This is a genomic window from Bacteroidales bacterium (genome assembly GCA_031276035.1).
Classification (GTDB): domain Bacteria; phylum Bacteroidota; class Bacteroidia; order Bacteroidales; family BM520; genus RGIG7150.
The window spans coordinates 58,207-84,702 of record JAISNV010000011.1 but is presented as its reverse complement, the minus strand read 5'-3'; the positions used below and the strand labels follow the sequence as shown (position 1 = coordinate 84,702).

Here is a 26,496-nt window from a genome sequence, read left to right as displayed (position 1 = left end):
CAACTAAATTGACAATAATTACTCAACTGTTACAGATTTTGCCAGATTTCGCGGTTGATCCACGTCTCTGTTCTTAGCTATTGCAATATAATAAGATATCAATTGTAAAGGTATCACAGATAATATCGGAACAAAACAATCAACCGTATCAGGAATTTCAATTGAGTAATCCGAAAGATTTTTTACCTGAGTATCACCTTTAGTAACAATTGAAATAATCAATCCTTTACGAGCTTTAATTTCTTCGATATTACTAACTATTTTATCATAGTATCCACGCTTTGTTGCAATAACAACAACAGGCATTTCATCGTCAATCAATGCAATAGGACCATGTTTCATCTCAGCAGCAGGATAACCTTCCGCATGTATATAAGAAATTTCTTTTAACTTTAAAGCACCTTCCAATGCAACCGGATAATTGTAACCTCTTCCCAGGTAGATGAAGTTTTTTGCATAAGTAAACATTCTCGCAAAATCTTTAATCTTGTCGTTTAATTTTAATATTTCTTGAATTTTGCTTGGAATGGTTTGCAGCTCATCAATTAACTTTTCAAAGTATTCATTACTTATTGTACCTTTTTCATGAGCAATGGAAAGAGCGATAAGAAACAGAGTAGATAGTTGTGCCGTAAAAGCTTTTGTAGAGGCAACACCAATTTCCGGGCCTACGTGAGTGTAAGCTCCCGAATTAGTTGCGCGCGGAATTGAGGAACCCACAACATTGCATATTCCGAATAAAAATGCTCCTTTAGACTTGGCAAGTTCGATTGCGGCAAGTGTATCGGCAGTTTCTCCTGATTGTGAAATTGCAATAACAATATCATCATCACGAATTATAGGATTACGATATCTGAATTCCGAAGAATATTCAACTTCTACAGGAATTCTAGTCAATTCTTCAATAATATATTTACCGATTAATCCCGCATGCCATGATGTACCGCAAGCGCAGATTATTATTCGTCGCGCATTACGGAATTTCTCAATATTATCTATAATGCCTGAAAGTTTTACTTCCTTTGTATCAACTTTTAATCTGCCTTTTAATGTATTTAACAGAGATTCCGGTTGTTCAAAAATTTCTTTAAGCATAAAATGATCATAACCGGCTTTCTCCAATTGACTAATATTAATATTTAACTTGTTGATAATCGGAGTTGTTTCAATATTTTTTAAATCGGTTATTTTTAAACCGTCATTTAAATTAATTATTGCAATTTGTTCTTCTTCCAAATAAATAACTTTATCTGTATATTCAACAATAGGCGTTGCATCCGAACCTACAAAAAACTCATTTTCTCCGATTCCTATGATAAGCGGACTCCCTTTACGGGCAACTATCATAGTTTTCGGATCATTTTTATTTATTACGGCAATTGCATAAGCTCCGACGATACTATTTAAAGCCATCTGAACTGCCGTAAATAAATCGCAATTATGAGATTCTTGCATGAACTCAATTAATTGAATTAAAACCTCAGTGTCCGTATCACTAACAAAAGTTTTACCCTGACTGATTAATTCCTCTTTAAGAGGTCTATAGTTTTCGATAATTCCATTGTGAATTAAGGCTAAAGATTTCGATCCGGAAAAATGAGGATGAGCATTAATGTCATTAGGTTCTCCGTGTGTAGCCCAGCGTGTATGCGCGATTCCTGTGCTGCCGCTACAATCCAAATTTGCAACATAACTTTCTAAGTTGGCAACTTTACCTTTAGTCTTATAAACAACCAAATCGTTATTATCATTAATTAATGCTATTCCCGCACTGTCGTAGCCTCTATATTCAAGCCTGTGTAAACCCTTAATTAAAATTTCGTAAGCGTCTTTTTTTCCGATGTATCCAACTATTCCGCACATATTCTTTTCGTTTAAATTTCAGGACCGCAAAGTTATATTAATTTTAGTACTTTTGCATAAAATTAAGATGAAAAATACGGCTCCGCTACCGATAACCAAAGATGAAATGAATAAATTAGCTTGGGAACAGGCTGATGTTATTATTGTGTCCGGAGATGCCTATGTTGATCATCCTTCGTTTGGTGCTGCCGTTATAGGAAGAGTTATCGAAAGTAAAGGATTAAAAGTCGCAATTCTTCCGCAGCCAAATTGGCAAGACGACCTTCGCGATTTTAAGAAGCTCGGTAAACCGAAGTATTTTTTCGGCGTAACTGCTGGTAATATGGATTCTATGCTGAATAGATATACTGCAAACAAAAGACTTAGATCCGATGATGCTTATACTCCCGGTGGAAAATTCGGATTTCGTCCTGATTACGCTTCAATTGTTTATTCAAATATTTTGAAAGAATTATTTCCTGATGTTCCGATAATTCTCGGCGGAATTGAAGCTTCAATGCGAAGATTAACTCATTACGATTACTGGTCTGATTCTTTAAAGAAACCGATTTTATTAGATAGTAAGGCAGATGTTCTTGTTTACGGAATGGGAGAAAAACCAATAGCAGATATTTTGAAATTTGTAGAGAAATATGGTATCAATTCATTATTAAAAGAAGATTCGAATCATCATTTATTATCGGAAATAAATCAGATTGGATTTACATTAAAAAAAGGTATGATTAATTCTTTAAAAGAAGAAAATTATATCGAATTAAAATCACATGAAGAACAATTAAAGAGCAAGTTTGATTTTGCAGAAAATTTTAAAATAATTGAACAAAACTCTAATTTGTTTTCCGGAAAAACTTTGATTGAAAAAACTAATGATGAATATGTTATAATTACCAAGCAAAATGAACCTGCAAGTTCAAAAGAACTAGATGAAATATATGAACTTCCCTATACTCGTAAACCGCATCCGAAATACCTGAAACGCGGAGAAATTCCTGCATACAACATGATAAAAAATTCTATAAACATCCATCGCGGATGCTTTGGAGCCTGTGCCTTTTGTACAATTTCGGCGCATCAAGGAAAATTTATTAGCTCGCGTTCTGCAGAATCTGTTTTAAAAGAAGTTGATATTATCTCGCAAATGCCAGATTTCGGCGGAACAATCAGCGATTTAGGGGGGCCGTCCGCCAATATGTATAAAATGCGCGGCGAAGATATTCAAAAATGTAAAAAATGTAGAAAGACCAGTTGTATATATCCGGAAATTTGTTCAAATCTAAATTTCGATCATCAACCATTATTAGAACTTTATTACGAAGTAAAAAAGAATTCGAAAATAAAGCATATTTTTATAGGTAGCGGAATAAGATATGACATGTTTTTCCCGAAAGAAACTGATAAAGCCAGAAAATATAAAGTTTATGAATATGCACAAACTGTTATAAAATACCATACCGGCGGAAGATTAAAAGTTGCACCGGAACATTGCAGTAATAATGTTCTGGAAATAATGAGAAAACCGTCTTTTAAGGTTTATAACCAGTTTAATAATATCTTTGATAAGATTTGTCGTGATAATAATTTAAAATATCAGTTGATTCCGTATTTTATTTCAGCTCATCCTGCTTGTACGATAAGTGATATGGCTGAACTTGCCATTGAAACAAAAAGGTCACATTACCATCCGGAGCAAGTTCAAACTTTTACACCAACACCAATGACTTTATCAACAACTATTTATTACGCCGGAATTAATCCATACACTAAAGAAAAAGTTTATACGGCCAAAAGTATTCAGGATAAAAAACAACAAAATTTATTCTTGTTTTGGCACAAACCGGAAAATAAAATGGAGATAACGAGAGTATTAAATAAAATCGGCAGAAAAGATTTGATAAAAAAACTTTATGGAAATGAATAACTTTAAGATAGATAAAATAAATTAAAAGCATCTTTATAGTATTTGGATAAAAAACTAAAATTATTAGATATGATTGATTTAATAAAATATACTGATGAAAATAAGAAATTTTCTAAAGAACTATTGGAACATTCTTTCCCTGAGGATGAAAGACCGGATTTTGATGTGTTAATATCAAGAAATAATCCTGAATATAATTTTTTTATTATAACTGAAAATAGTGAAAATCGTGGTATTATCGGTTATTGGGAATTTGATAATTTTATTCATATAGAGCATTTTGCTATTGATGTAAAAATGAGAAATAGCGGATTAGGTGGGAGATTTCTCAATGATTTCTTTGCTAAGACTTCAAAACTGATCACCTTAGAAGTTGAAGTTCCTGATAATGAAATGTCACAACGCAGAATTAAATTCTACGAACGTTACGGATTACATCTAAATGAATATTATTACATGCAACCATCGTACAAAACAAAAGAATTTGTTATGCAGCAATATATCATGTCAAATAAAAAACTGACGGCAGAGGAGTTTGAAAAGTTGAAGATTATGATATATAAAAATATTTATTTAATTTAGATTTGATAATTTCGCACTTTATGTTTTGAACACAAATAATTGTCGATTATCAATTATATTTCTATATTTGCACAAATTTTTATAAAAATCATTTAACAAAATATATTATTAGTAATCAAATTCTTAAAAGAAATGGCATTTAATCTTAGAAACAGAAATTTCTTAAAATTATTGGATTTTACTCCAAAAGAAATTAAACATTTGCTTGATTTATCAGCAAACCTTAAAGCTGCAAAGTATACAGGTACAGAACAACAAAATTTAAAAGGTAAAAATATTGTTTTGCTTTTTGAAAAAGATTCTACACGTACTCGCTGCGCATTTGAAGTTGCTGCTTTTGACCAAGGAGCCAAAGTTACTTATTTAGGTCCTGCAGGCTCACAGATGGGTAAAAAAGAATCTATGAAAGATACCGCAAGGGTTCTAGGTAGAATGTATGACGGAATAGAATACAGGGGATATTCTCAGGACATCGTTGAAACATTAGGCAAATATGCCGGTGTTCCTGTTTGGAACGGATTAACTACAGAATTCCATCCGACGCAAATTTTAGCAGACTTTTTAACAATGATGGAAAATATTGACAAACCATTGAATAAGGTTTCTTTTGCCTATTTAGGTGACGCAAGAAACAATATGGGTAATTCCTTAATGGTAGGCGCCGCAAAAATGGGTATGGATTTCAGAGCTGTTGCTCCTAAAGCTTTTCTTCCGGTTAAGGAATTAGTTGATGAATGTTTGGAAATTGCAAAAGAAACGGGTGCTAAAATTACTTTAACAGACAATGTTGCTGAAGGTGTTAAAGGTGTTGATTTCTTATATACCGACGTTTGGGTTTCTATGGGTGAAGCTCCAGAAGAATGGGAAAAAAGAATTAAATTAATGCTTCCGTACCAAGTTAATATGGATGTTGTGAAAAAAACAGGTAATCCTAACGTTAAATTTTTACACTGCTTACCGGCTTTCCACAATCGTGAAACTTCAATAGGAGAAGAGATATTCCAAAAATTCGGTATATCGGAAATGGAAGTTTCAGAAGAAGTTTTTGAATCTCAAATGTCTTTAGTTTTTGATGAAGCTGAAAACAGGCTTCATACAATCAAAGCTGTTATGGTTGCAACTTTAGGTGATTAATATTAGAAAATGTAATTAACACAAACATAGGGCAGGTTATTAGTAGCTTGCCCTTTTTTAATAAACGTACAAAATGAAAACAAAAAGTAAAATATTCCGTTCGACTTTTGATGCAGTGAAATCATACGCTGGCATGTTCTTCGGTATGTTGATTTACACATTTGCATTAGCCGCTTTCATAATTCCGTCACAATTGATTAGCGGTGGATTTACCGGATTAGGAATGATTCTGTATTATGTTACCGGTATCCCTGTAGGTATTACAACATTTGTTGCTAACATTATTTTATTGATAATTGCTTATAAAATAATGGGTTGGAAATTCGTAAAATTATCACTTATTGGTGTTACAATGTCCTCGGTAATGTTGATTATATTGCAAAAATTTTTCACTGAACCCTTAGTAGCAGATCAACCTTTTATGAATGCATTAATCGGCGGAGCATTATCAGGAGTCGGTTTGGGGATTGTTTTTAATTTCGGTGGAAATACGGGAGGAACGGATATTATTGCTCTGATAATCAATAAGCATAAAAACATCAGTCCCGGAAGAGTCAGCATGTACTTTAATGCAATTGTTGTTGTATTATTTTTCTTAGTTTTTCGCGATGTTGAAAAAGTTGTTTTTGGCCTTGTAGTAATGTGGGTTTTCTCTTATGTGCTCGATATCACTTTAAATGGTAATAGACAATCTTACCAATTTATGATTATTTCACCTAAGTATGCCGAAATAGCGAATGCAATCGCTAATGATATTGGTAGGGGAGTAACAGTCATTCCCGCAATTGGTTGGTATAACAAATCTGATACCGAAGTCTTGTTTATTATTGTTCATCGACAAGAAAAGGTAAAAATATTAAAAACAGTAAAGGAAATTGATCCTAACGCTTTTTTGTCGGTTTCAAGAGTTGAAGGTGTTTATGGTAGAAATTTTGATACGATTAAAACATAATTATCGAAAGTATGAAGCATTTTAAGAGATTGTTCTTATTATCAATATTATTTTTATCTTTTGATTTTTCTTTTTCACAAGATAAATGCGTAAAAGTTACTTATCAGAGAAGTTTTAATGATAATATTGATTCAGTAAATTTTACTATATCCGAATCTTCTTCTAATTCATCTATTATTTACTTTATAAAAAATGATGAAATTTCTAATTCGAAGACATATATTGATATCGATAATAATAAAGTTTTTAAATCATACAAATTAATTAGTGATGAGATAATAACCTCAGAGTCAGATATTATTTTCCAACAAAATTGGGAATATCTGAATGAAACAGAAGAAATCTTAGGATTGAGTTGTAAAAAGGCAAAAGTTATAATCAATTCTAATATTATTGAAATATTTTATCTTGAAGATTCTAAATATGTTATTACTCCCAATTCGCATTTCGGAATAACTAAAGGATTAATTCTAAAGACAATATATAATGGAAATAGAGTAGAGGAGGCAATAAAAATCGACTACTCAAATAAACAACAAAAATTTTTACCTGAAGATTTCGGTACAATTTTACCGGCATCCGAATATCAGAAAAGAATCAATGAAATGCATGTCAAAACTGTTAATGTATTCTCCAATCAAAGAATATGTTATGATCCGTCAATTGAAGTTTCAAATGAATTAATAACCGATAGTTTACTGATCTTCGGAAACGGCACAATAATTTGTAAAATGATTGATTTACCTGATAGCACCTGGAAGTATAATATTTTTGTTGAATTAAGCCAGTATTCCGATGGTGATGCTTATGACAGAACAGGTAGCGTTTTTGTTGTTCCAATGGATAAAGAATTATCATTTTATGACGGAATGAAGAATGGTATTGATTGTCTACCATATTTTACTGATAAGAAAGGTAAAAAACACTACGGAATGCTAATGACCGATAATTATTCACCGCCGGTAGAATTAATGAGGTTTTATACGTCTTTCGGAACAAGAAAATACAATTATCTTGAATATGGAAATTATAACTGGTACGATTCAATTGTCTTTAAACACGATGTAAGTCATTTAGTACCATTATTAAGCAATAAAGTATTATTGGGAGTTTTCATAGGAAATTATGATAAGTACGGACATATTATTAATCTTGATATTAAATTTCATCCCGGAAATCCTGATGTTGAAGAACAGAATGTTATACCATTATTTTGTACTTTGAACTTAATGGAAATGGATGGACAAGATTATCCCGACTTTTTTGATACAGACACTTTAAACCTTGATTTTAAACTCGAACACGATATAAATGATGCTGTTATAAGTTATATCTCAACCGGACACGGCGGTTGGGGCGGCGGTGATGAATTCAACAAAAAACCAAATGAAATTCAGTTAGATAATTCAAAAATATCAATAATTCCATGGAGATATGATTGTGCCAGTTATAGAGAAAGAAATCCATGTTCGGGAAATTTTTCCAATGGTTTATCATCATCGGATTACAGCCGTTCCGGCTGGTGTCCCGGAACCATAACCAATCCTATAGAAATCTTTTATCCGCAAATTACTAAGGGAAAACACAAGTTAAGTATATGTATTCCGCAGGGAAGAAAAGAAGGTCAAAGTTTTAGCGCATGGAATATTTCCGGGATTTTGGTTTATTAATTTCCGGATGTGATTAATTCAACAGTTCTTAGTAAAAAATAATTGATTATTTAATTGTTAATTACTAATTATTTTGTATTTTTGCAAATCTTTTTTGGACCCGTAGCTCAATTGGATTAGAGTGGCTGACTACGGATCAGCAGGTTGGGGGTTCGAACCCCTCCGGGTTCACATTAAATACAAAAGCCGGTCTTGTAATGAGCCGGCTTTCTTGTTTTAAAAATACTATTTGTCTGAAAAATTAAATCGTGGTTAATCGAACTGATTTAATTTAATCCATTTTTAGATCTGAAATCTACAGAAACATTTGAAACAAAATTGTTATATGTCAGTGTCGTATATTCACCATCATCTGTGCTTATAACAAGTATTATATTAGTTAAATAAAAGTTTGTACTATTAGTAACAATTGAAAATACTGTTGAACCGGAACCATGATAATTTCCGGGAACTTTTCTATAAATTGGAATTGTCCTCAATTCGGCATCTTGTTGCCCATTAGAATATACACAGACAACGGTAATAGTCGCTTCGTCTGCACTTTGAGAAATTACATTAACGGTTAATGGAGCTGAAACCGTTATTTGTCCCCAGATCGGACCTGTTGTAACAAGTAGCATTATTAATGCCAATAATGTTTTGATTTTTTTCATTAGATTTAAAAATTTAGTTAGTAAATAATTTTGTATAATTTAATGCAAAGTTAAAATTTTTTTGATATAATTTTATATATTTATTTGTCCTATAATTAATATTATGTTAAATAATATAATAATTAAAAAGGAGAACATAATTTATATATCCTCCTCTTTCTATCACTAATAAAGTTTAAAATAGATTATTCGGCAGCTTTTAATTCATCAATTAATTCTTTAATCTTTTTAGCATCATCAAGTCTCTGTATTTTTACATAAATTTCTCTCAAAGTATTTAAAACATTAATATCAGTTTTATCTAATTCATGAGCTTTTTCTAAATAAGGAATTGCTAATTGGTAATAATCTTCGGATTTCTTTTTTAATTCCTCATATTTTTCATTTTCGCTAATCGGTAAATTATTAGCTTCCTTCAAAAATTCATTACCGGTATTAACATAAATCGCAGCTAAATTATAATATGCATCAAAAAATTTAGGATCAATTTCAATAGCCTTTTTATATGCTTCTACAGATTTATCAACATTATGAAGTGCACCGTAATTAACACCTATTGCGTAAAAAATAGTTGCATTGTCAGTAACCATTGTCATCGCCTTTTCTAAAGATTGAATAACTTTTTCCGGTTCATTTTTGGCCAACCAAATATTTGCTTCTGAAATAACATAAAAAACATCATCTGGAAATTTTTGAGCACCCATTGCACATGTAGCCATATATGTTGCAGTATCATTATTTGCAAGACTTTCCTGCATATACATTTTAATTGCATTATTAGCATATTCATAGCTTACCGAATCAAACTGATTAAAGAAATTTTTCTTCATTAAGAACGATTTTTCAAAATTTGAAGATGCATCCATGTAATTTTTATTCTGATATTGATTAACTGCTTGATTAAAATAACGTTGTGAAATAACACTAAGATTTATTTTAGCGTTTGTAACACTTTCTTCGTCATTATTATATTCAATCGCTTTTTGAAAAGCATCAAAAGCCACATCCAGTAGATCATTATTATACTCTTTTAAAAATCTGCCGTTTGTTGGTTCGCTTGCTTCAAACAGTTTACCGTTAGCATCAAATTTCACAATAACATCATATTGATAAGTTGCTTGTGTTATTCTGGAACCATCATCCAGCTTAATTTTCTTCGATGAATTTGGTTTTAAAGGAGCATTTGGTTCTTCAGCATTAAAAGGAGCTAATTCTTTATTATATTCCGTTTGTGTCAAACCTGTTTTAGCTGCATTATAAATAGAATACATATCATCAAGTTTCAACAAAATTGTACCTTTAAGATACCAAGCTTTACTATCTTTTGATGTTTCGGGATCTTTAGTAGCTTTTTCAGCACTTTCAATAGCACGGGTTAAATCATTGTTTCTTGAATAGTTTGAGGCATTTTGTATCTCAACTCTTTGAGCAAAAATTGCTGTAACTGGGATTAAGACAGCAATTAAAATAACAAAAATCTTTTTCATATTCCGAATTTTAAAGTTTATAATTTATTTATTAATTAATTTTTTTCAGATTCATTATCATTAATACTATCATCCGATGCTTGATCATTATTTTCGTTTGTTTCGGATGATATTTCAATATCATTGTTTTCATCATCCTGTTCATCTTCAATATCTTCCTCAGAGAATTGTACTCGAGTTACCGCTGCAATCGCATCATTATCTTTGATATTGATTAATCGAACTCCCTGAGTAGCTCTGCCAGATACTCGCATTTGAGATACCGGCATTCTAATCAATAGTCCTGAACGTGTGATAATTATAATATCATCATTAATCATAACATCCTTTATTGCAATGAGCATGCCAGTTTTTTCAGTAATATTGATAGTTTTAACACCCTTACCGCCTCTGTTGGTTATTCTATAATCATCGAGTTTGGATTTTTTACCATAACCATTTTCAGAAACAACAAGAATATCACCATTTTCATCATCAGGACAAATCATACCGATTACAAAGTCGTCATTGCCATTAAGAGTAACGGCTTTAACACCTGTGGCATTTCTACCCATAGGTCTTACTTTCGATTCGGGGAATCTGATTGCCCTACCCTTTGTAGTTGCCATAATGATATGATTATTACCGGTTGTCAGTCTGGCTTCGAGTAATTCATCATTATCCTTAATATTAACTGCAATAATTCCATTTTGACGCGGACGTGAGTATGCCTCAAGCGATGTCTTCTTAATAATTCCGTAACGTGTACAAAGAATAATAAAATTATTATTTATGTAATCCTTATCGGAAAGATTATCAACATTTATGAAAGCTCTAATTGTATCTTCCGCTGGAATAGCTATTAAGTTCTGAACCGCCCTACCCTTTGAAGCTTTTGCTCCTTCTGGAATTTCAAACACTCTGAGCCAAAAACATTTACCGCTGCTTGTGAAGAATAGCATATAATTATGAGCATGAGCAACAAAAATATGTTCAATAAAATCTTCATCACGGGCTCCGGAGCCTTTCGCACCAGTGCCTCCCCTTCTTTGTTGTCTATATTCACTCAATGGGGTTCTTTTGATATAACCTTTATTAGTAATAGTAACTACAACTTTTTCATTACTAATAAGATCTTCTATCTTGAAATCGGTAACGGAATATTCAATTTTTGTTCTTCTTGCATCACCATAAGTTTCTTTCATTAGAATAAATTCTTCTTTCAAAATTTGATTTTGGAATTCAGGCTCATCAAGAATTTTATTTAAATGATTAATTTTATCCATTAATTCCTGATATTCCTCTTTCAATTTATCTCTTTCTAAACCGGTTAACCGGGCGAGACGCATATCAAGAATAGCTTTCGCCTGTTCTTCGGAAAGCCCGAATCTAATCATCAGTTCATTTTTAGCAACTTCAGGAGATTCGCTTTCTTTGATGAGTTGAATTATTTCATCAATATGATCAAGAGCTATAAGTAAGCCTTCGAGGATATGTGCACGTTTCTTGGCTTCATCTAATTCGAATTTCGTTTTTCTAATAAGTACTTCCAACCGATGAGCAACATAATGTTCAATCATTTGTTTAACATTCAACAACATCGGACGGCCTTTTACAAGAGCGATATTATTGACATTAAATGAAGATTGTAAAGCAGTATATTGGTACAATTTGTTTAACACGACACTACTCATTGCATCTCTTTTAAGTTCATATACAATGCGTATACCGTTTCTATCGGTTTCATCCCTGATTTCCGAAATACCTTCAATTTTTTTATCGTTAACGAGATCGGCAGTTTTTTTAATCATTTCCGCCTTATTAACTTGATAAGGTATTGAGGTAACAATAATTGTTTCTTTTCCGGAATTATCTTCTTCAACATTGGCTTCACCGCGAACAATTATTCTTCCCCTACCCGTTTCAAAAGCTTCCTTAACTCCTTCGTAACCATAAATAATTCCACCTGTCGGAAAATCAGGAGCTTTAATATAATGTATCAATTCCGAAATTTCAATATCATTATTATCAAGGTAAGCTATAATTCCTTCCAAAACTTCAGTGAGATTATGTGGAGCCATATTTGTAGCCATACCTACAGCAATACCGGAGGCGCCGTTCACTAACAAATAAGGTATCTTTGCAGGGAGAACTGTCGGTTCTTTAGTAGAATCATCAAAGTTATTCTGCATATCAACAGTATTCTTATTAATATCTGCAAGCATCTCTTCTGCCAAACGTGTAAGCTTCGCTTCTGTATAACGCATTGCTGCCGCTCCGTCACCATCTATAGAACCGAAGTTTCCTTGGCCTTCAACCATCATATATCTCATTGACCAAGGTTGTGCCAAACGAACCATAGCTTCATACACCGAAGAATCGCCGTGAGGGTGATATTTACCTAAAACTTCACCGACAATACGGGCAGATTTCTTTGTGGTACCGGAAGCTCTTACTCCGATACCAAGCATACCGAACAATACTCTTCTATGTACAGGTTTTAAACCGTCTCTAACATCTGGCAAAGCACGTGAAACAATAACCGACATCGAATAATCAATATAAGCCGATTTCATCTGCTCTTCAATATTTACAGGAACTATTTTTCCTCCTATTTCATCCATATTTAATAGTCTTTATTTCAATAAGTTATATTATACTTTTCTAAACTACAAAGATAGTGATTTTTTTCGAAAAAATGGTATTTTTTTCTTGAGTTATCAACAATATTACCACAAGTAATTGTTAAATATTATTATGTTAATAATTTTATTACTTTTTTTCTTTTTTATATGGATATTGATTATATTTTTGCAGAAATTTTTCATTTGTATGATTTTTAAACCATCCGACGAATTATCCTTAGTGCTAACTTTTAGCAGGGAGGAAGCAGAAAGACTTGGTTCTCCAGTAATTACCATTGAACATTTATTTCTTGGGATTATTAGAAAACCGGATAATATGATCACATATATATTACAAGACATTCAACATAATCTTAAGGAAATAAAAGAAGCTATAGAACAACATTTAGATTCTTCTCAAGGTTTAACCACTGTTATAAAAACTTCCTCAAATAATTTTCCTCTTGATGTTACTGCCCAACGTGCACTAAGTTTAGCGGCAATAGAACTTCGTACTTACAACTCAAACAAAATACAACCTTTTCATTTATTGAGCGCTATTTTTAAAATTGAAGACAGCTTTATCAAATCTCTTCTTGCTAAATACAATGTCGATTACAAACATATAAAATCTCTGGCAATAAAATATTTAGAGTTTGAATCCGATTATAATATTGAGGATGATAAAAATAAGGAAGACGATATTATCAATAATTCATTTTTCTCAGATGATGACGAAGAAAATGATAATATGTTTGAAAATCCAGGATTTGATGATGATAATTTTCTTTCGAGTATCGAATCGGGAAAATCGATTTTAACTACCTTTGGCACAGATGTTACTGCCGAGGCGGAAGCCGGAAATCTTGACGCACTCGTAGGTCGCGACAAAGAACTGGAAAGGATGGCACAAATATTAAGCAGAAGAAAGAAAAATAATCCTATTATTATTGGAGAGTCCGGAGTTGGTAAATCTGCAATGGTTGAAGGACTGGCAATGCGCATAGTAAAAAAACAAGTACCACAAAATTTATTCGAAAAGAGAATTTTTTCAATAGATTTGGCTTCTGTTGTTGCCGGCACTAAATACCGTGGTGATTTTGAAAAACGGATTAAGGTGATTATTGATGAATTAAAACAAAACCGTAATATTATTCTTTTTATCGATGAGATTCATTCTCTTATAGGTGCGGGTAATGCTGCAGGTGCAATGGATGCTTCCAGCATTTTTAAACCTGCATTGGCAAAAGGGGAAATCCAATGTATCGGAACAAGTACTTTTGATGAATATCGTCAATATCTTGAAAAAGATCTTGCTTTAGAGCGTCGTTTTCAGAAAGTTGTTATTGAACCTACTTCCGTTGAAGAAACTATTCAAATCTTAAATAAGATTAAAGACAAATACGAAAAACATCATAATGTTAAATATGCTTCTGATGCGATTAAAGCCTGTGTAACATTAACTAATAGATATATTACTGATAGATTTCTTCCTGATAAAGCTATTGATGCGATGGATGAAGCAGGAGCAAGAGTTCATATTAAGCATTTTGTACTACCGAAATCGATTCAATCAAGCGAGAAAAAAGTAACCAAGCTTCAAGAAGATAAAGCAAATGCTATATTTGAAGAGAGATATGAAGATGCCGATAAAATAAATCAGGAAATAAAAAAACTGCAACAAAAGATTAATTATTTATGGACCAAGCATAAAAATGAAACAGAGAATAATCCTGTAAAGGTTGTCGAAGAAGATGTTGCGGAAGTTGTATCCATGATGACAGGTATTCCTGTAAACAGAATATCCAGCAACGAAACAGATAAACTTATTAATCTTGAAAAAGAACTTACAAACAAAGTAATCGGTCAGGATGAAGCTGTGATTAAAATATCGAAAGCAATCAGAAGAAACCGTGCCGGACTTAAAAACCCGAACAAACCTATTGGGAGTTTCATTTTCCTTGGTCAGACTGGAGTCGGAAAAACACATTTGGCGAAAACTCTTGCAGAAACTATGTTTGATTCCGAAGATTCATTGATTCGTATTGATATGAGCGAATATTCTGAAAAACATAATGTTTCAAGATTAATCGGAGCACCTCCGGGATATGTGGGTTATGAAGAAGGAGGACAACTTACTGAAAAGGTCAGACGTAAACCATACTCAGTTGTTTTACTTGATGAAATTGAAAAAGCACATCCTGATATTTATAATATTTTATTGCAAATGTTGGATTACGGCTTTATGACTGACGGGCTCGGAAGAAAAATTGATTTCAGAAATACAATAATAATCATGACTTCCAACATTGGCACCCGCCAAGTTAAGGAATTCGGCGGAGGCGTTGGGTTCAATGCAAATTCCGATGATAATCTTATTGAAAAATCAAGAAGTATTATTGATAAAGCTCTTAAAAAGAATTTCTCTCCGGAATTTTTAAATAGAATTGACGAAGTTATAATTTTCAATTCTTTGAATAAGGATAATATTAAGGATATCATCGCTCTAGAAATAAAGGAAATAGCGAATAGAATGAAAGATCTTAATATTAGTTTGCGTGTTACAGATGAATTAATTGAGCATATCATAAATAACGAATGGGATATTCAATACGGCGCAAGACCTCTCCATAGAGCAATTCAAAAGTATATTGAAGATCCTATTTCTGAAACAGTCATTCTAGAAAATATGGGTAAGAATAAATCGAAAATTACCGTTGATTATGATTCCAGCACGAACTTGCCTAAAATAAAAATTGACAAGTAAAATTATTTTCTCTACAAAACATAAATAAAAACGGCTAAAGAACATGAATTCCAAATAAGATTTACAGTGTTTTAAACTCCGGATCATTCTTAATTCTGTGTAAAAGAGAAAGTTTACATAGCCTGATCTTTTTCCTCACATAATTTTCGCCTCCGTTATAGCCCATAATCTCTGCTATTCTCTTAGCTCTGTAACGGTTAATATAAAGTAGAAAGATTCTCCTGTTGTCATCATTCAACATTTTGATGTGTTTAATAATTAGATTCTCAACTGTTTCTTCCGCGTCAAGTATTTTTCCGTCAAGATTAATTATTGCATCATAAGCGGAGTTATCAACAATATTATCCGATACTTCGTTACAAGTTGCCGGTTTTCTCTTCCTAAAAGTCTGTAACCAAATATTTTTCGCTATCTTAATTATCAACGCCGATGCTTGAATTGAAGTGAAATCATTTATTTCATATTTATTAAAAAGAATCAACATTATCTCTTGAAACACATCATCCACATCGTCTAATTTCCCGTTATTTGACAAAATATAAGATCTAACTTTCGGATATTCATGAATATATAAATAACTGTAAAGTTCAATATTATTATAATTTAATATTTCCTCTATTTTTAAATTCTTAAACTCCAATTTCTTTTCGCCTTTCATAATTATATCTTTAATTTATTATATATCATAAGAATAACTTTTAGTCGTAAAAAATTAACTATTATTAACAAGGTTAATGGATATTAATTATGGGGTACATTCGTGCATATTTTGCAATATGAATGAAAACAATTTCATATAAAACATTACAGATGTAAAAATTTATGAACAAAATATATAATGAAAACAAAAGTTTCAATATGAAATCTTTTGCAGAGGAAGATAAGCCTCGTGAGAAGATGTTGGAAAAAGGTGTCAAGAATATGACAAATACCGAACTGTTAGCAATATTACTGCGAACAGGTTCAAAAGATGATAATGCCTTAAGCTTAGCATATAAAATTTTGAGAGAAAATAATAATAGTTTGAAACAGATAACTCAGAATGAGATTTGCGGATTAAAGAAAATGAAAGGTATAGGCAACACAAAGGCAATAACAGTAATTGCAGCCTTAGAATTAGGAATTCGTTGCTGCAAGGAAACAACAAAGGAAGCAATATTTCTTAAATCAAGTAAAGATATTTATTCATTAATGTGGCCAATAATCGGATTTAGTAAATATGAAGAGTTTTGGGTGATCTATTTGGCACGAAACTTAAAAGTAATTTCAAAACAGGTTGTAGGTGAAGGTGGTGTTAATTCAACCATTGTTGATCCGCGACGAATATTTAAGATTGCCGTTGATGTCTTAGCTTCGGCAATAATTCTATGTCATAATCATCCTTCGGGAAGTATTATGCCAAGTGATCAAGACAGAAAAATAACGCAGAAGATGGTTGAAATAGGGAAATTATTTGATATAAATATTGTGGATCATTTAATAATTACCGTAGATTCATATTATAGCTTTACAGAGAATGGTGAACTATAATTAGCGAATTGTTTCCAAATCAACGGATATTCTATTCCAGATATAATCATCGCTCGGCATCAACAGCCATTGATAATTACGTATAACATAAATACCCGATGAAAAATTCTCAAAACCACTAATATCAGTAGTTTTATTATAAAACATTGAATATTCCAATCCGTTATATTTCACCGTTGAAATATATTTTGTAAAATCATTATCAAAAAGATAGAGCATTTTACCGAAGTAATAAACTATATCGAATCCTAAAAAAGCATATCTGCCAGGTTCGGAAATAAATACTTGAGAATAATTATTAATAAAATCATTTACTCTTATATCGTTATAATCGATTAATCTGTTTGTACAAATATGAAAATCAACGTTTCGCAAAGATTGATAATCCAATTCGCTCATCAACCAGTATTCATTTCCGAACAAATGAATTTCATACTTTCCGGCCAAGCTATTTAATCTTGATAAATTATCAATAATTCCGGAATTATCTTCCGTAAAACTAATAACTATATTTGCTCTTGCCGGGCTAAGATATTTCGTATAACCTGCAACTCCGCTTATTGAATAATCAAAAATTTTTATATTATTATTCACATAAGTAAATTCGGCAGGATGTTCAATAAGTTCATTTTTACTTAACAAAATATTTTCCAAATAAATATTTTTAAAAATCTGTCCTTCGGATAAAGTAGAGTCCAAAACCGATTGTTCAACAATCAAATTATATAAATCAACATTTGAAAATTTTATTCTTTCAGGAATTGCTTTGTCCAAACGATTCTGCAAATACTGCATCTCTTCTTTTTGAGATTCAGTAGGAGTTTTTTGAAAATAGAAAACAATATTTGCATCAGGATAGTTTACAAGTATATAATTAGCTATATAACTTAGTTTTGTTGTATTATCTACGGTTAATTTGAACGTCTTATCATAATCACATACATTTTCTCTTAAAGCAGTTGTAGGATTAACAATTGGTATTCCAAACTTAGATACGTAATTACAAATTAAGTTATATGCTTGTTTGTAGAAAGGTCCTATTATCAAATCAAAATCTTTCAGGGCATTATTATTTACAAGCTTTTGCGCTTTTGAGTAACTTTCGTCAACATCAAAAATTTGCAAATCAACATTCATTCCGGCTTTGGCTAAAGAATCCAAGGCAATTTTTGCCCCTTGGTAAAATTGAATAAATCTGAAAGGCTTAGATGTGCCTGAAACAATTTTACCGGTAATTTCATCTACAGTTAAGTTTCTATCTTCCTCGAAATACAGGGGCATTAATAAAGCAACTTTAAACTTTCTTTTACTTTTTATGACCTCTAAATCTTCAATATCAACAGTTATCGACTCAAGTGTAGAAGTATCTATACCTGAAATGATTCCCGTTTCAATTTTAATTTCTTCTTGTTCAATTTGATAAACAGGAATCAAAAGAACCTGATTCTTTTTAACCCTCTTTGCTGCCGAAGGATTATATTTTATAATATCATCTGTAGAGATCGAATATTCTTTTGCGATCTTATAAAGCGTTTCCCTTGGTTGAACAATGTGTTCAACAAGTTTAACAGCGACAGTATCAATAATTATCGCGGGTTCAATCAAATTTTCGGGAATTGAAACAGTAATTTCCTCTTCAATAACTTCTTCAATTTTCTTAGGTTTTGGAATTCTTATTGTTGTATAAGCTTTAAGCCCGTCTAACAAACCATCATTCGCTTTTTTAATATCATCAATATCAACATTATATTCATGGCTAAGATGATATAAAGTTTCCTTTTGCTTTACATAAACATAATAGTAGTTTAATGTATCTTGAAGAAGATTATGAGATGTTTCTAGATGGTTGGGTTCATCAGTTTGAGTTTTTTGTTCACTTTCTTTTTTCGGATATTTTTTCGGGTCAAGATTTCTTGCAGGAATCAAAAGTATTTGTCCGGCTTTAATATCATCCGCAGAATTTAATTTATTTATCAATAAAATTTCATCAATAGAAATATTATAAAGTTTTGAAATTGAGAATAGAGTTTGCTTAAGAGCAACAATATGCAGATACATTAACTCATCTTCAATCCACTGAATATTGTCTGACTTTGTAAGGTTGTAATTGAATTGTAAGGTATCAACATTATCAATGGGATTATCAACCTCTTGAGCATTAATTTGAAATATCGATAATATAAATAAGAAACCGAATAACAGAAAGCTTTTTTTCATCTTCATAATATTTTTATTCCCACTCAATTGTTGCAGGCGGTTTTGAACTTATATCATAAACTACACGATTAACACCCTTAACATTATTAATTATTTCATTAGACATTTTCGCAAGAAATTCATACGGCAAATGCGACCAATCCGCAGTCATACCGTCGGTTGAGCCAACAGAACGTAATGCAACAACATTTTCATAAGTTTTTTCATCTCCCATTACTCCCACAGATTTAACAGGCAGAAGAACAGCAAAAGCCTGCCATACTTTATCATAGAGATCATGAGTTTTCAATCCATTAATAAAAATATAATCAACTTCTTGTAGTATTCTTACTTTTTCAGGAGTAACACTTCCGATAATGCGAATTCCAAGTCCCGGTCCAGGAAAAGGATGTCTTTTAAGTAAATGAAGCGGCATTTCAAGAGCAGCTCCTACTCTACGCACTTCATCCTTAAATAATTCTCTTAAAGGTTCAACAAGTTTTAATCCCATTCTTTTTGGCAATCCGCCAACATTATGATGTGATTTAATTGTAGCAGAAGGACCCTTAACCGAAACAGATTCAATAACATCAGGATATATCGTGCCTTGTGCCAAATATTTAGCATTTTTAATTTTCTTTGCCTCTTCCTCGAAAACTCTGATAAAGGTTTTACCAATGGCTTTCCTTTTTCTTTCGGGATCTGCAATACCTTTCAAAGCATTATAAAATTTATCTTTAGAATTAACGCCTATAACATTAAGACCTAAATGTTTATACGAATCCAACACATCTTCAAATTCATTTTTTCTTAACAAACCATTATCAACAAAAATACAAATAAGATTTTTACCGATTGCTTTGTTTAATAATACTGCGGCAACAGAAGAATCTACACCTCCAGAGAGTCCTAAAATTACTTTATCATCTTTAAGTGTATCTTTAAGAGATTTAACTGTATTATCTATAAATGAGCCTGATGTCCACGAAGAAGAACATTTACAAATATCAACAACAAAGTTTTTAAGCAAGTCCGTTCCTTGGGTTGTATGGTACACTTCCGGATGAAATTGGATTCCATATGTTGGTTCATTTTCAATATAAAATCCTGCAATGTCAACTGTAGATGTGCTTGCAATAATTTTAAAATTGTTTGGAATATGAGAAATAGTATCTCCATGCGACATCCAAACTTGAGTATTAGGAGTTAGTCCTTTAAGTAACGGATTATCAGTATTTATTTTGTGGAGATTTGCCCTGCCGTATTCTCTGGTTGCGGATGCATTAACATTTCCGCCATTTTTTTGAGCAAGTAATTGCGCTCCATAACATACGGCAAGTAGCGGAAATTTATTTCTAATTAATGACAGGTCGATATCAGGTGCACCTTCAGCTCTTACTGAAAACGGACTGCCCGATAAGACTATCCCTTTAATATTGTTATTCATTAATAATTTTTCAGATAATTTGTTGTAAGGATGTATTTCACAATATACGTTTAATTCCCTAATTCTTCTCGCAATCAATTGAGTATATTGAGAGCCAAAATCTAAAATTAATATCATTTCTTCCATGCTACAAATGTACAATATTTTGAAAGATTGACAGTTCATTTTATAAAAAAATCAGTACTTTTGCAGTAAATAAAACTTAATAAATATTAAAATGGGATTTAAGAAGTCGATTTCACATAGATTAGTTAAGAGTGAAGATTTGAATCATCACGGAACTTTATTTGCGGGCAGGTGCGCCGAATGGTTTGTAGAATCAGGTTTTATAGCAGTAACGGAATTCTTACCGGCCCCAAGTATTGTTTGTTTAAAATTACATGGAATGGAGTTTTTAAGCCCGATAAAACCCGGCCATATTATTCGCTTGGAAGGTTCAGTAGTCTTTGTAGGAAAATCAACATTGATGACTTACGTTAGAATACTTAACAGAAAAACCGATACAATTGCATGCGAAGGCTTTATGACTTTCTGCCATGTAGATGAAAACACCCGCCCTATTCCGCATAATGTAAAAATAACTCCTGAAACCGAAGAGGATAAGAAACTTTATGAACTTGCTCTGGAAATTAGAAAAAATAAATAAAGGAGTTTAAAAATCGGAAAAATCAAATCAATTTTCCGATTTGGAATTATTATTCGTAAAAAGTATTCATTAATTTATCCAAATTCCGGAAAAACAAAAAAACACGCAAAGAAAGAATAATTTTCTTAGCGTGTTATTAATGCTTTTCGATATAAAAAATATTTATAAATTTATCAATTTATATTTCAAGCTTTTGCTTTTTATATCTTTCGATATTTTCTATTTTTCAGGATGATTTTTCTTTCCAGAATTCGGAGGTTCGGAAATAGATTCTCTCATCTTAGTATCGGCCTGGATATTTTGAAATTTGTAATAATCCATAATACCAAGATTTCCCGATCTGAAAGAGTCGGCTATAGCTTTAGGTATTTCTGCTTCGGCAAGAATAACCTTAGCTCGTGCTTCTTGTGCTTTTGCTTTCATTTCCTGCTCTTGGGCAATAGCCATTGCTCTTCTTTCTTCAGCTTTAGCCTGTGCAATATTTTTATCAGCATTTGCCTGATCCATTTGTAATACCGCACCAATGTTTTTACCTACATCAATATCGGCAATATCAATAGAGAGAATTTCAAAAGCAGTTCCTGAATCCAAACCTTTCGCCAATACAACCTTTGAAATAGAATCGGGATTTTCAAGAACTTCTTTGTGAGAAGCAGATGAACCGATTGAAGTAACAATACCCTCTCCTACTCTTGCCAAAATTGTTTCCTCGCCAGCACCGCCAACGAGTTGACGAATATTTGCTCTTACTGTAACTCTTGCTAACGCAATCAGCTGAATACCGTCTTTTGCGACAGCAGATACAGGAGGAGTGTTTATAACTTTCGGATTAACCGACATTTGAACGGCTTCAAAAACATCTCTACCTGCCAAATCTATGGCTGTTGCAGTTTTAAAATCCAAAGACATATTAGCTTTATCAGCAGAAATAAGAGCATTTACAACTCTTTGAACATTTCCACCAGCTAAATAATGTGCTTCCAAATCATTCCTACTTAAATTTAATCCGGCTTTAGTAGATGAGATCATGTTTTGAACAATAACTTTCGGCGGAACTTTTCTCCACCTCATAAATATCAATTGTATTAATGATATCTTTACTCCTGACAATAGTGCTGTAAACCATAATCCCAACGGAATGATATACAAGATAAACCATAACAAGAAAATACACGCAATTACAATTCCGATAAGTAATCCAACATTCATAATAATTTTAATTTATTTGTTTAACAATAATTTTATTTCCATCTATTTTAATAACCTCAATAGGTTTTTGATGATCTACAAATTCGCCAAGAGTACCAACTTCATAATATTTTTCATTAATAAAGGCCTTCCCCATAGGCGCTAATCGCGATACTGAATTTCCTTTGTCTCCGACTTTTATTTCGTCCAAATCAATAACATTAGCCTTACTTTTGATTTCACTATGCAGGGCTACTTTATTCCATGTTTTGGATTTCATTGCTATAAAAATAATGGCAATAGAAACCAATAGAGTACAAATCAACACAATAAATCCTGTTGCCGTACTTATGACAAAACCCTGCCAAATAGCAACACCAATAAGTCCCAATCCGATAATGCCAGCAATAAATCCGGGAAGTACTAATACTTCAAGAAGAAGAAGTATCATTCCGACTACAATTAATAATATTATTAAAGCTATACTCATATTTTTTTATTTTTTTGTAAATATAAACTATCAAAATCCCATTTTAGCATTTAATCCCAGAGAGATTAACCTGTCTCTTTTCACAACAAGTTCTTCATGAGAACCGGAAGCAATACTACAATTACCTTTCATTTTACTTTGAATCGCACACTGTTTAGCTTGTAACGGATTATGTTTGCAAACATTAATTAAACATTTTGCAGTATAATTTACCGAAACATCCTTTTTATCATAAAGAATTAATATTTTGGATCTTTCAATTAAATCGCAAAAATTAAACTCATTTTCAGGCATAAGGTTTTCACTCATCATTAACCGATTTTTTGTTAGCTTTCAGTAATTTAACAAAAAAATAAACAGTTAAGACAGTAACAATAGTCTGCACAGAAACCATCAATATTATAGCTGAAGTTGACATACTGTTTGTTTTCGTTTATTTCTCTTTAAATCTCCAATTTTAATTAATATACATAAAATTACAAATAATAATAGTAACATTATTCGAGACATATCAATATAAAATACATCATTTATATATTTACCTTTAAAGATTGTATCGCCGACTTTTATTTCATCACCGGCACCAACAACAATTTCTTTGGTAGACTTTATTTTAACGCTTTGAATCCCGGAATTTGTATTGATAGATACAAAATTATATTTATTATCGGCATCTACCCTTTCTATTTTTTCAACTCTTCCATTAAATTCAGAATAAAATTCATCTGCAAACCACTTATTATTAGGCCCTATTCCTCTATGTTGCAAGACACCAATAATACTCGAATTATCTAATTCCCAACCTTTAAAACTTAAAGATTTCCAATTATCATCTTTTGGTTTAATTACCGAAGCCATGAAAATAATTATAAGCATTGTAGGGGTAATATATTTTAATATGTATTTGAATATTACCGGCATTTTCATATCCGCACCGGCATGTATCATTTTCCATCCTTTGTTAACACCGATAATCCATGAAAAAACAATAACTTCAAACATTGCATACAAGACGAGAATTATTGTCCCGCCCCAGAAATCATATTCGTCGAAAACTCCTTTCTGGTAGAAAAATACTGTGGGTAAACCCATAAACAACAGAATTACACCAAGAATATATGATGATTTTTTTCTATTGATTGAAAAGGCATCATTGAAAAAAGCAGTGACATTAGAACCCATTGCAAGTGAAGAAGTAATGCCGGCAAAAAATAATAAACCAAAAAATGCAACACCGGCAATAGCTCCCATTATTACGCCCCAGTTTGTGAATAGAAATGGCAGAGAGCGGAAACCTAAACCGAAACCTCCAAGTTTTGTAAGTTCAATTACTTTATCTATACCGAAATATCCTACTGAAATAGGTATAATAATTGCGCTGCCGATAACTATTTCACAAAATTCATTGATAAATCCGGCCGACATCGAATTAAGGACAATGTCATCTTTTTTTCTGAGATATGATGCGTAACATTGCACACAACCCATTCCGAGAGATAGCGTAAAGAAGATTTGCCCCGCCGCCGCCAACCAGATTTTAGGATCAGAGAGTGATGTTAAATTAGGTTGCCATAGAAAATTCAATCCGACTGTACCGTCATAAATTGCACCCTGACTGCCGGCTTTCAATGTGTATGCTTTAATTGCTAAGAATATTCCAAATAAGAGCAAAAGTGGCATGCAAATCTTTGCCACAACTTCAACGCCTTTTTGCAATCCGCGGCTCAATACCCAAATATTTAAAGCGAGGCATACAACATAGCAAATAATAGCTTCATAAGGTATTCCTGTTGTTGAAGCAGTTACATCAAGATAAGAATCGAAAAAACCCGAAACCTGCTGTTCTGTCATTCCACGAAAAGTACCAACTATGGAATGGTAAACATAAGAGAGAGTCCAACTTTCAATATAACAATAATATGAAGCAATGATAATATTTGAGAAAACGCCCAAACCACCGATATATTTCCATATTTTCCTTTTATCAAGGCTTTGCATTATATATGGTGCAGAATTGGCATTTCCGCGACAACCACCGAATTTACCGGTGGACCATTCAACCAGCAAAAGAGGAATTCCCAGTAAAATAAAACATACTATATAAGGAATAATAAAGGCTCCTCCACCGTTTTGAATAGCCTGGACAGGAAAGCGTAAGAAGTTACCCAAGCCCACGGCATTTCCGGCCATAGCAAGGATGAGACCAACACGTGATCCCCAAGATTCTTTCACTTGCACCATAATTTTTAATTAAGATTTGCAAATATATGAAAATAAATTCCCCGTTCCAAATTAGATAAAAAAAGAGATACATAATTATGTATCTCTTTCAATCTGATATTACTCAGTAAAATAATCTGAAATCTTACGCGAATACAATTCTAGTACCACCGTTATCAACGCCAAGGCGTTCTATACTGGTGATAATAGCATCTTTTCCCGTGCTTTCAACAAATTGAATTGCGGCCAAAACTTTCGGCCCCATACTTCCAGCACCGAAATGTCCTTCATTCAAATATTTTTGAGCTTCATTTATAGTCATCTTATCTAAAGTTCGCTCCTGGGGAGTGTTGAAGTTTAAACAAACTTTCGGAACATCAGTAAGAATAAAGAATTTATCTGCATTAATCTGACGAGCTAATAATGATGATGCTAAATCTTTATCAATTACTGCCTCTATTCCGCATATTTTCGCATGTTCTTCGTAATAAACCGGAATTCCTCCACCTCCGACAGCAATAACGATATGGTGAGCTCTGGCAAGTTTTGAAATGGCATTTGTATTATTTATAATAAGCGGACGAGGTGAAGCAACAACTTTTCTCCAACCTCTTCCTCTTGCATCTTCTTTAAAAACACTTCCGGTTTCTTTCATGATCCTTTCGGCATCTTCTTTCGTATAATAAGGCCCAACCGGTTTTGTCGGTTCGGAGAAAGCAGAATCATCTTTATTAACAATAACTTGAGTTACAATTGTAATGATATCCATAAACATATCATTCTCACGTAAAACATTTCTCATTTGTTGCTCAATAATATATCCGATAAATCCTTGAGAATAAGCAACAGCAACGTCGAGTGGCATGTCTGGAACACCGTGAACTTGATATCCAGCGGCGTTAGCAAGCAAAATATTACCAACTTGCGGACCATTACCATGAGTAATCACAAAGTTATAATCTCTTTTTTGAAGTTTCAATAAATTTTCTGCAGCAATGCGCGCATTTTTTTCCTGATCGCTTATTGTACCCTTTTCTCCGCTTTTAAGGAGAGCGTTGCCTCCAAGTGCAACAACAGCTAATTTTTCCATTATAAATCTATATTTTAAAAATAAAGATTGCAAAGGTAGAGAAAAAATAAGAATTAAAAA

20 protein-coding genes and 1 tRNA gene are annotated in these 26,496 nt (G+C 32.4%); 9 read left to right on the top strand and 12 right to left on the bottom strand.

Annotation, left to right across the window (positions count from 1 at the left end):
• Positions 1-18: 18 nt before the first annotated feature.
• Positions 19-1,863 carry a glutamine--fructose-6-phosphate transaminase (isomerizing) gene (gene glmS / locus LBP67_03055; protein ID MDR2083954.1) on the bottom strand — a complete coding sequence of 615 codons (1,845 nt, stop codon included), beginning with the start codon at positions 1,861-1,863 and terminating at the stop codon, positions 19-21.
• Between the two features lie 67 nt (positions 1,864-1,930).
• On the opposite strand from glmS, the gene LBP67_03050 reads away from it, so the two are divergent.
• The 6 genes from LBP67_03050 (at position 1,931) to LBP67_03025 (ending at position 8,290) form a co-directional block, all read left to right on the top strand.
• A complete protein-coding gene (locus LBP67_03050; GenBank protein MDR2083953.1) occupies positions 1,931-3,781 on the top strand; it encodes a YgiQ family radical SAM protein in 1,851 nt (616 codons plus the stop codon).
• 69 nt (positions 3,782-3,850) lie between these two features.
• Positions 3,851-4,363, top strand: a complete 513-nt coding sequence (locus tag LBP67_03045; protein MDR2083952.1) for a GNAT family N-acetyltransferase — start codon at positions 3,851-3,853, stop codon at positions 4,361-4,363.
• A 132-nt stretch (positions 4,364-4,495) separates the two neighbouring features.
• Positions 4,496-5,497 (top strand): ornithine carbamoyltransferase, encoded by a 1,002-nt coding sequence (gene argF, locus LBP67_03040; protein ID MDR2083951.1) that lies wholly within the window; start codon positions 4,496-4,498, stop codon positions 5,495-5,497.
• A 73-nt stretch (positions 5,498-5,570) separates the two neighbouring features.
• A complete protein-coding gene (locus LBP67_03035; GenBank protein MDR2083950.1) occupies positions 5,571-6,449 on the top strand; it encodes a YitT family protein in 879 nt (292 codons plus the stop codon).
• An 11-nt stretch (positions 6,450-6,460) separates the two neighbouring features.
• On the top strand, positions 6,461-8,119 hold the full coding sequence (locus tag LBP67_03030; GenBank protein MDR2083949.1) for a hypothetical protein: 1,659 nt from the start codon (positions 6,461-6,463) through the stop codon (positions 8,117-8,119).
• Between the two features lie 96 nt (positions 8,120-8,215).
• Positions 8,216-8,290, top strand: a tRNA-Arg gene (locus LBP67_03025).
• 95 nt (positions 8,291-8,385) lie between these two features.
• Here LBP67_03025 and LBP67_03020 read toward each other — a convergent pair.
• The 3 genes from LBP67_03020 to gyrA all read right to left on the bottom strand — a co-directional run bounded on the left by LBP67_03020 (position 8,386) and on the right by gyrA (position 12,862).
• A complete protein-coding gene (locus LBP67_03020; GenBank protein MDR2083948.1) occupies positions 8,386-8,772 on the bottom strand; it encodes a hypothetical protein in 387 nt (128 codons plus the stop codon).
• Positions 8,773-8,957: 185 nt separating this feature from the next.
• A complete protein-coding gene (locus tag LBP67_03015) occupies positions 8,958-10,259 on the bottom strand; it encodes a tetratricopeptide repeat protein (GenBank protein ID MDR2083947.1) in 1,302 nt (433 codons plus the stop codon).
• A gap of 35 nt (positions 10,260-10,294) precedes the next feature.
• Complete coding sequence (gene gyrA, locus LBP67_03010) at positions 10,295-12,862, bottom strand: DNA gyrase subunit A (GenBank protein ID MDR2083946.1); 2,568 nt, start codon at positions 12,860-12,862, stop codon at positions 10,295-10,297.
• Positions 12,863-13,070: 208 nt separating this feature from the next.
• Between gyrA and LBP67_03005 the strand changes: the two genes are divergently transcribed.
• On the top strand, positions 13,071-15,629 hold the full coding sequence (locus LBP67_03005) for an ATP-dependent Clp protease ATP-binding subunit (GenBank protein ID MDR2083945.1): 2,559 nt from the start codon (positions 13,071-13,073) through the stop codon (positions 15,627-15,629).
• 61 nt (positions 15,630-15,690) lie between these two features.
• Here LBP67_03005 and LBP67_03000 read toward each other — a convergent pair whose 3' ends face one another.
• On the bottom strand, positions 15,691-16,287 hold the full coding sequence (locus LBP67_03000) for a hypothetical protein (protein ID MDR2083944.1): 597 nt from the start codon (positions 16,285-16,287) through the stop codon (positions 15,691-15,693).
• Between the two features lie 164 nt (positions 16,288-16,451).
• Here LBP67_03000 and radC point away from each other — a divergent pair, with 164 nt between their 5' ends.
• A complete protein-coding gene (gene radC, locus LBP67_02995) occupies positions 16,452-17,159 on the top strand; it encodes a DNA repair protein RadC (protein MDR2083943.1) in 708 nt (235 codons plus the stop codon).
• Here radC and LBP67_02990 read toward each other — a convergent pair whose 3' ends face one another.
• Positions 17,160-19,376, bottom strand: a complete 2,217-nt coding sequence (locus tag LBP67_02990) for a LysM peptidoglycan-binding domain-containing protein (protein MDR2083942.1) — start codon at positions 19,374-19,376, stop codon at positions 17,160-17,162.
• Between the two features lie 13 nt (positions 19,377-19,389).
• Entirely contained in the window at positions 19,390-20,928 is a 1,539-nt protein-coding gene (guaA, locus tag LBP67_02985) for a glutamine-hydrolyzing GMP synthase (GenBank protein MDR2083941.1), read from the bottom strand.
• Positions 20,929-21,019: 91 nt separating this feature from the next.
• Between guaA and LBP67_02980 the strand changes: the two genes are divergently transcribed.
• Positions 21,020-21,448, top strand: a complete 429-nt coding sequence (locus LBP67_02980; protein MDR2083940.1) for an acyl-CoA thioesterase — start codon at positions 21,020-21,022, stop codon at positions 21,446-21,448.
• Between the two features lie 219 nt (positions 21,449-21,667).
• Here LBP67_02980 and floA read toward each other — a convergent pair whose 3' ends face one another.
• The 5 genes from floA to arcC all read right to left on the bottom strand — a co-directional run bounded on the left by floA (position 21,668) and on the right by arcC (position 26,436).
• The gene (gene floA / locus LBP67_02975; protein ID MDR2083939.1) at positions 21,668-22,657 is read right to left on the bottom strand and encodes a flotillin-like protein FloA; all 990 of its coding nucleotides are present in this window, start codon (positions 22,655-22,657) and stop codon (positions 21,668-21,670) included.
• A 7-nt stretch (positions 22,658-22,664) separates the two neighbouring features.
• Positions 22,665-23,126: a hypothetical protein gene (locus LBP67_02970; protein MDR2083938.1), complete on the bottom strand. Its 462-nt coding sequence runs from the start codon at positions 23,124-23,126 to the stop codon at positions 22,665-22,667.
• A gap of 30 nt (positions 23,127-23,156) precedes the next feature.
• A complete protein-coding gene (locus LBP67_02965; GenBank protein MDR2083937.1) occupies positions 23,157-23,438 on the bottom strand; it encodes a hypothetical protein in 282 nt (93 codons plus the stop codon).
• Positions 23,439-23,525: 87 nt separating this feature from the next.
• On the bottom strand, positions 23,526-25,367 hold the full coding sequence (locus LBP67_02960) for a sodium-dependent transporter (GenBank protein MDR2083936.1): 1,842 nt from the start codon (positions 25,365-25,367) through the stop codon (positions 23,526-23,528).
• A 124-nt stretch (positions 25,368-25,491) separates the two neighbouring features.
• A complete protein-coding gene (gene arcC / locus LBP67_02955; GenBank protein ID MDR2083935.1) occupies positions 25,492-26,436 on the bottom strand; it encodes a carbamate kinase in 945 nt (314 codons plus the stop codon).
• Positions 26,437-26,496: the final 60 nt, after the last annotated feature.

Coding starts and splice junctions, on each gene's coding strand:
- glmS (MDR2083954.1), bottom strand. CDS start 1,863: ATGTGCGGAATAGTTGGATACATCGGAAAAAAAGACGCTTACGAAATT.
- LBP67_03050 (MDR2083953.1), top strand. CDS start 1,931: ATGAAAAATACGGCTCCGCTACCGATAACCAAAGATGAAATGAATAAA.
- LBP67_03045 (MDR2083952.1), top strand. CDS start 3,851: ATGATTGATTTAATAAAATATACTGATGAAAATAAGAAATTTTCTAAA.
- argF (MDR2083951.1), top strand. CDS start 4,496: ATGGCATTTAATCTTAGAAACAGAAATTTCTTAAAATTATTGGATTTT.
- LBP67_03035 (MDR2083950.1), top strand. CDS start 5,571: ATGAAAACAAAAAGTAAAATATTCCGTTCGACTTTTGATGCAGTGAAA.
- LBP67_03030 (MDR2083949.1), top strand. CDS start 6,461: ATGAAGCATTTTAAGAGATTGTTCTTATTATCAATATTATTTTTATCT.
- LBP67_03020 (MDR2083948.1), bottom strand. CDS start 8,772: ATGAAAAAAATCAAAACATTATTGGCATTAATAATGCTACTTGTTACA.
- LBP67_03015 (MDR2083947.1), bottom strand. CDS start 10,259: ATGAAAAAGATTTTTGTTATTTTAATTGCTGTCTTAATCCCAGTTACA.
- gyrA (MDR2083946.1), bottom strand. CDS start 12,862: ATGGATGAAATAGGAGGAAAAATAGTTCCTGTAAATATTGAAGAGCAG.
- LBP67_03005 (MDR2083945.1), top strand. CDS start 13,071: ATGATTTTTAAACCATCCGACGAATTATCCTTAGTGCTAACTTTTAGC.
- LBP67_03000 (MDR2083944.1), bottom strand. CDS start 16,287: ATGAAAGGCGAAAAGAAATTGGAGTTTAAGAATTTAAAAATAGAGGAA.
- radC (MDR2083943.1), top strand. CDS start 16,452: ATGAACAAAATATATAATGAAAACAAAAGTTTCAATATGAAATCTTTT.
- LBP67_02990 (MDR2083942.1), bottom strand. CDS start 19,376: ATGAAAAAAAGCTTTCTGTTATTCGGTTTCTTATTTATATTATCGATA.
- guaA (MDR2083941.1), bottom strand. CDS start 20,928: ATGGAAGAAATGATATTAATTTTAGATTTTGGCTCTCAATATACTCAA.
- LBP67_02980 (MDR2083940.1), top strand. CDS start 21,020: ATGGGATTTAAGAAGTCGATTTCACATAGATTAGTTAAGAGTGAAGAT.
- floA (MDR2083939.1), bottom strand. CDS start 22,657: ATGAATGTTGGATTACTTATCGGAATTGTAATTGCGTGTATTTTCTTG.
- LBP67_02970 (MDR2083938.1), bottom strand. CDS start 23,126: ATGAGTATAGCTTTAATAATATTATTAATTGTAGTCGGAATGATACTT.
- LBP67_02965 (MDR2083937.1), bottom strand. CDS start 23,438: ATGATGAGTGAAAACCTTATGCCTGAAAATGAGTTTAATTTTTGCGAT.
- LBP67_02960 (MDR2083936.1), bottom strand. CDS start 25,367: ATGGTGCAAGTGAAAGAATCTTGGGGATCACGTGTTGGTCTCATCCTT.
- arcC (MDR2083935.1), bottom strand. CDS start 26,436: ATGGAAAAATTAGCTGTTGTTGCACTTGGAGGCAACGCTCTCCTTAAA.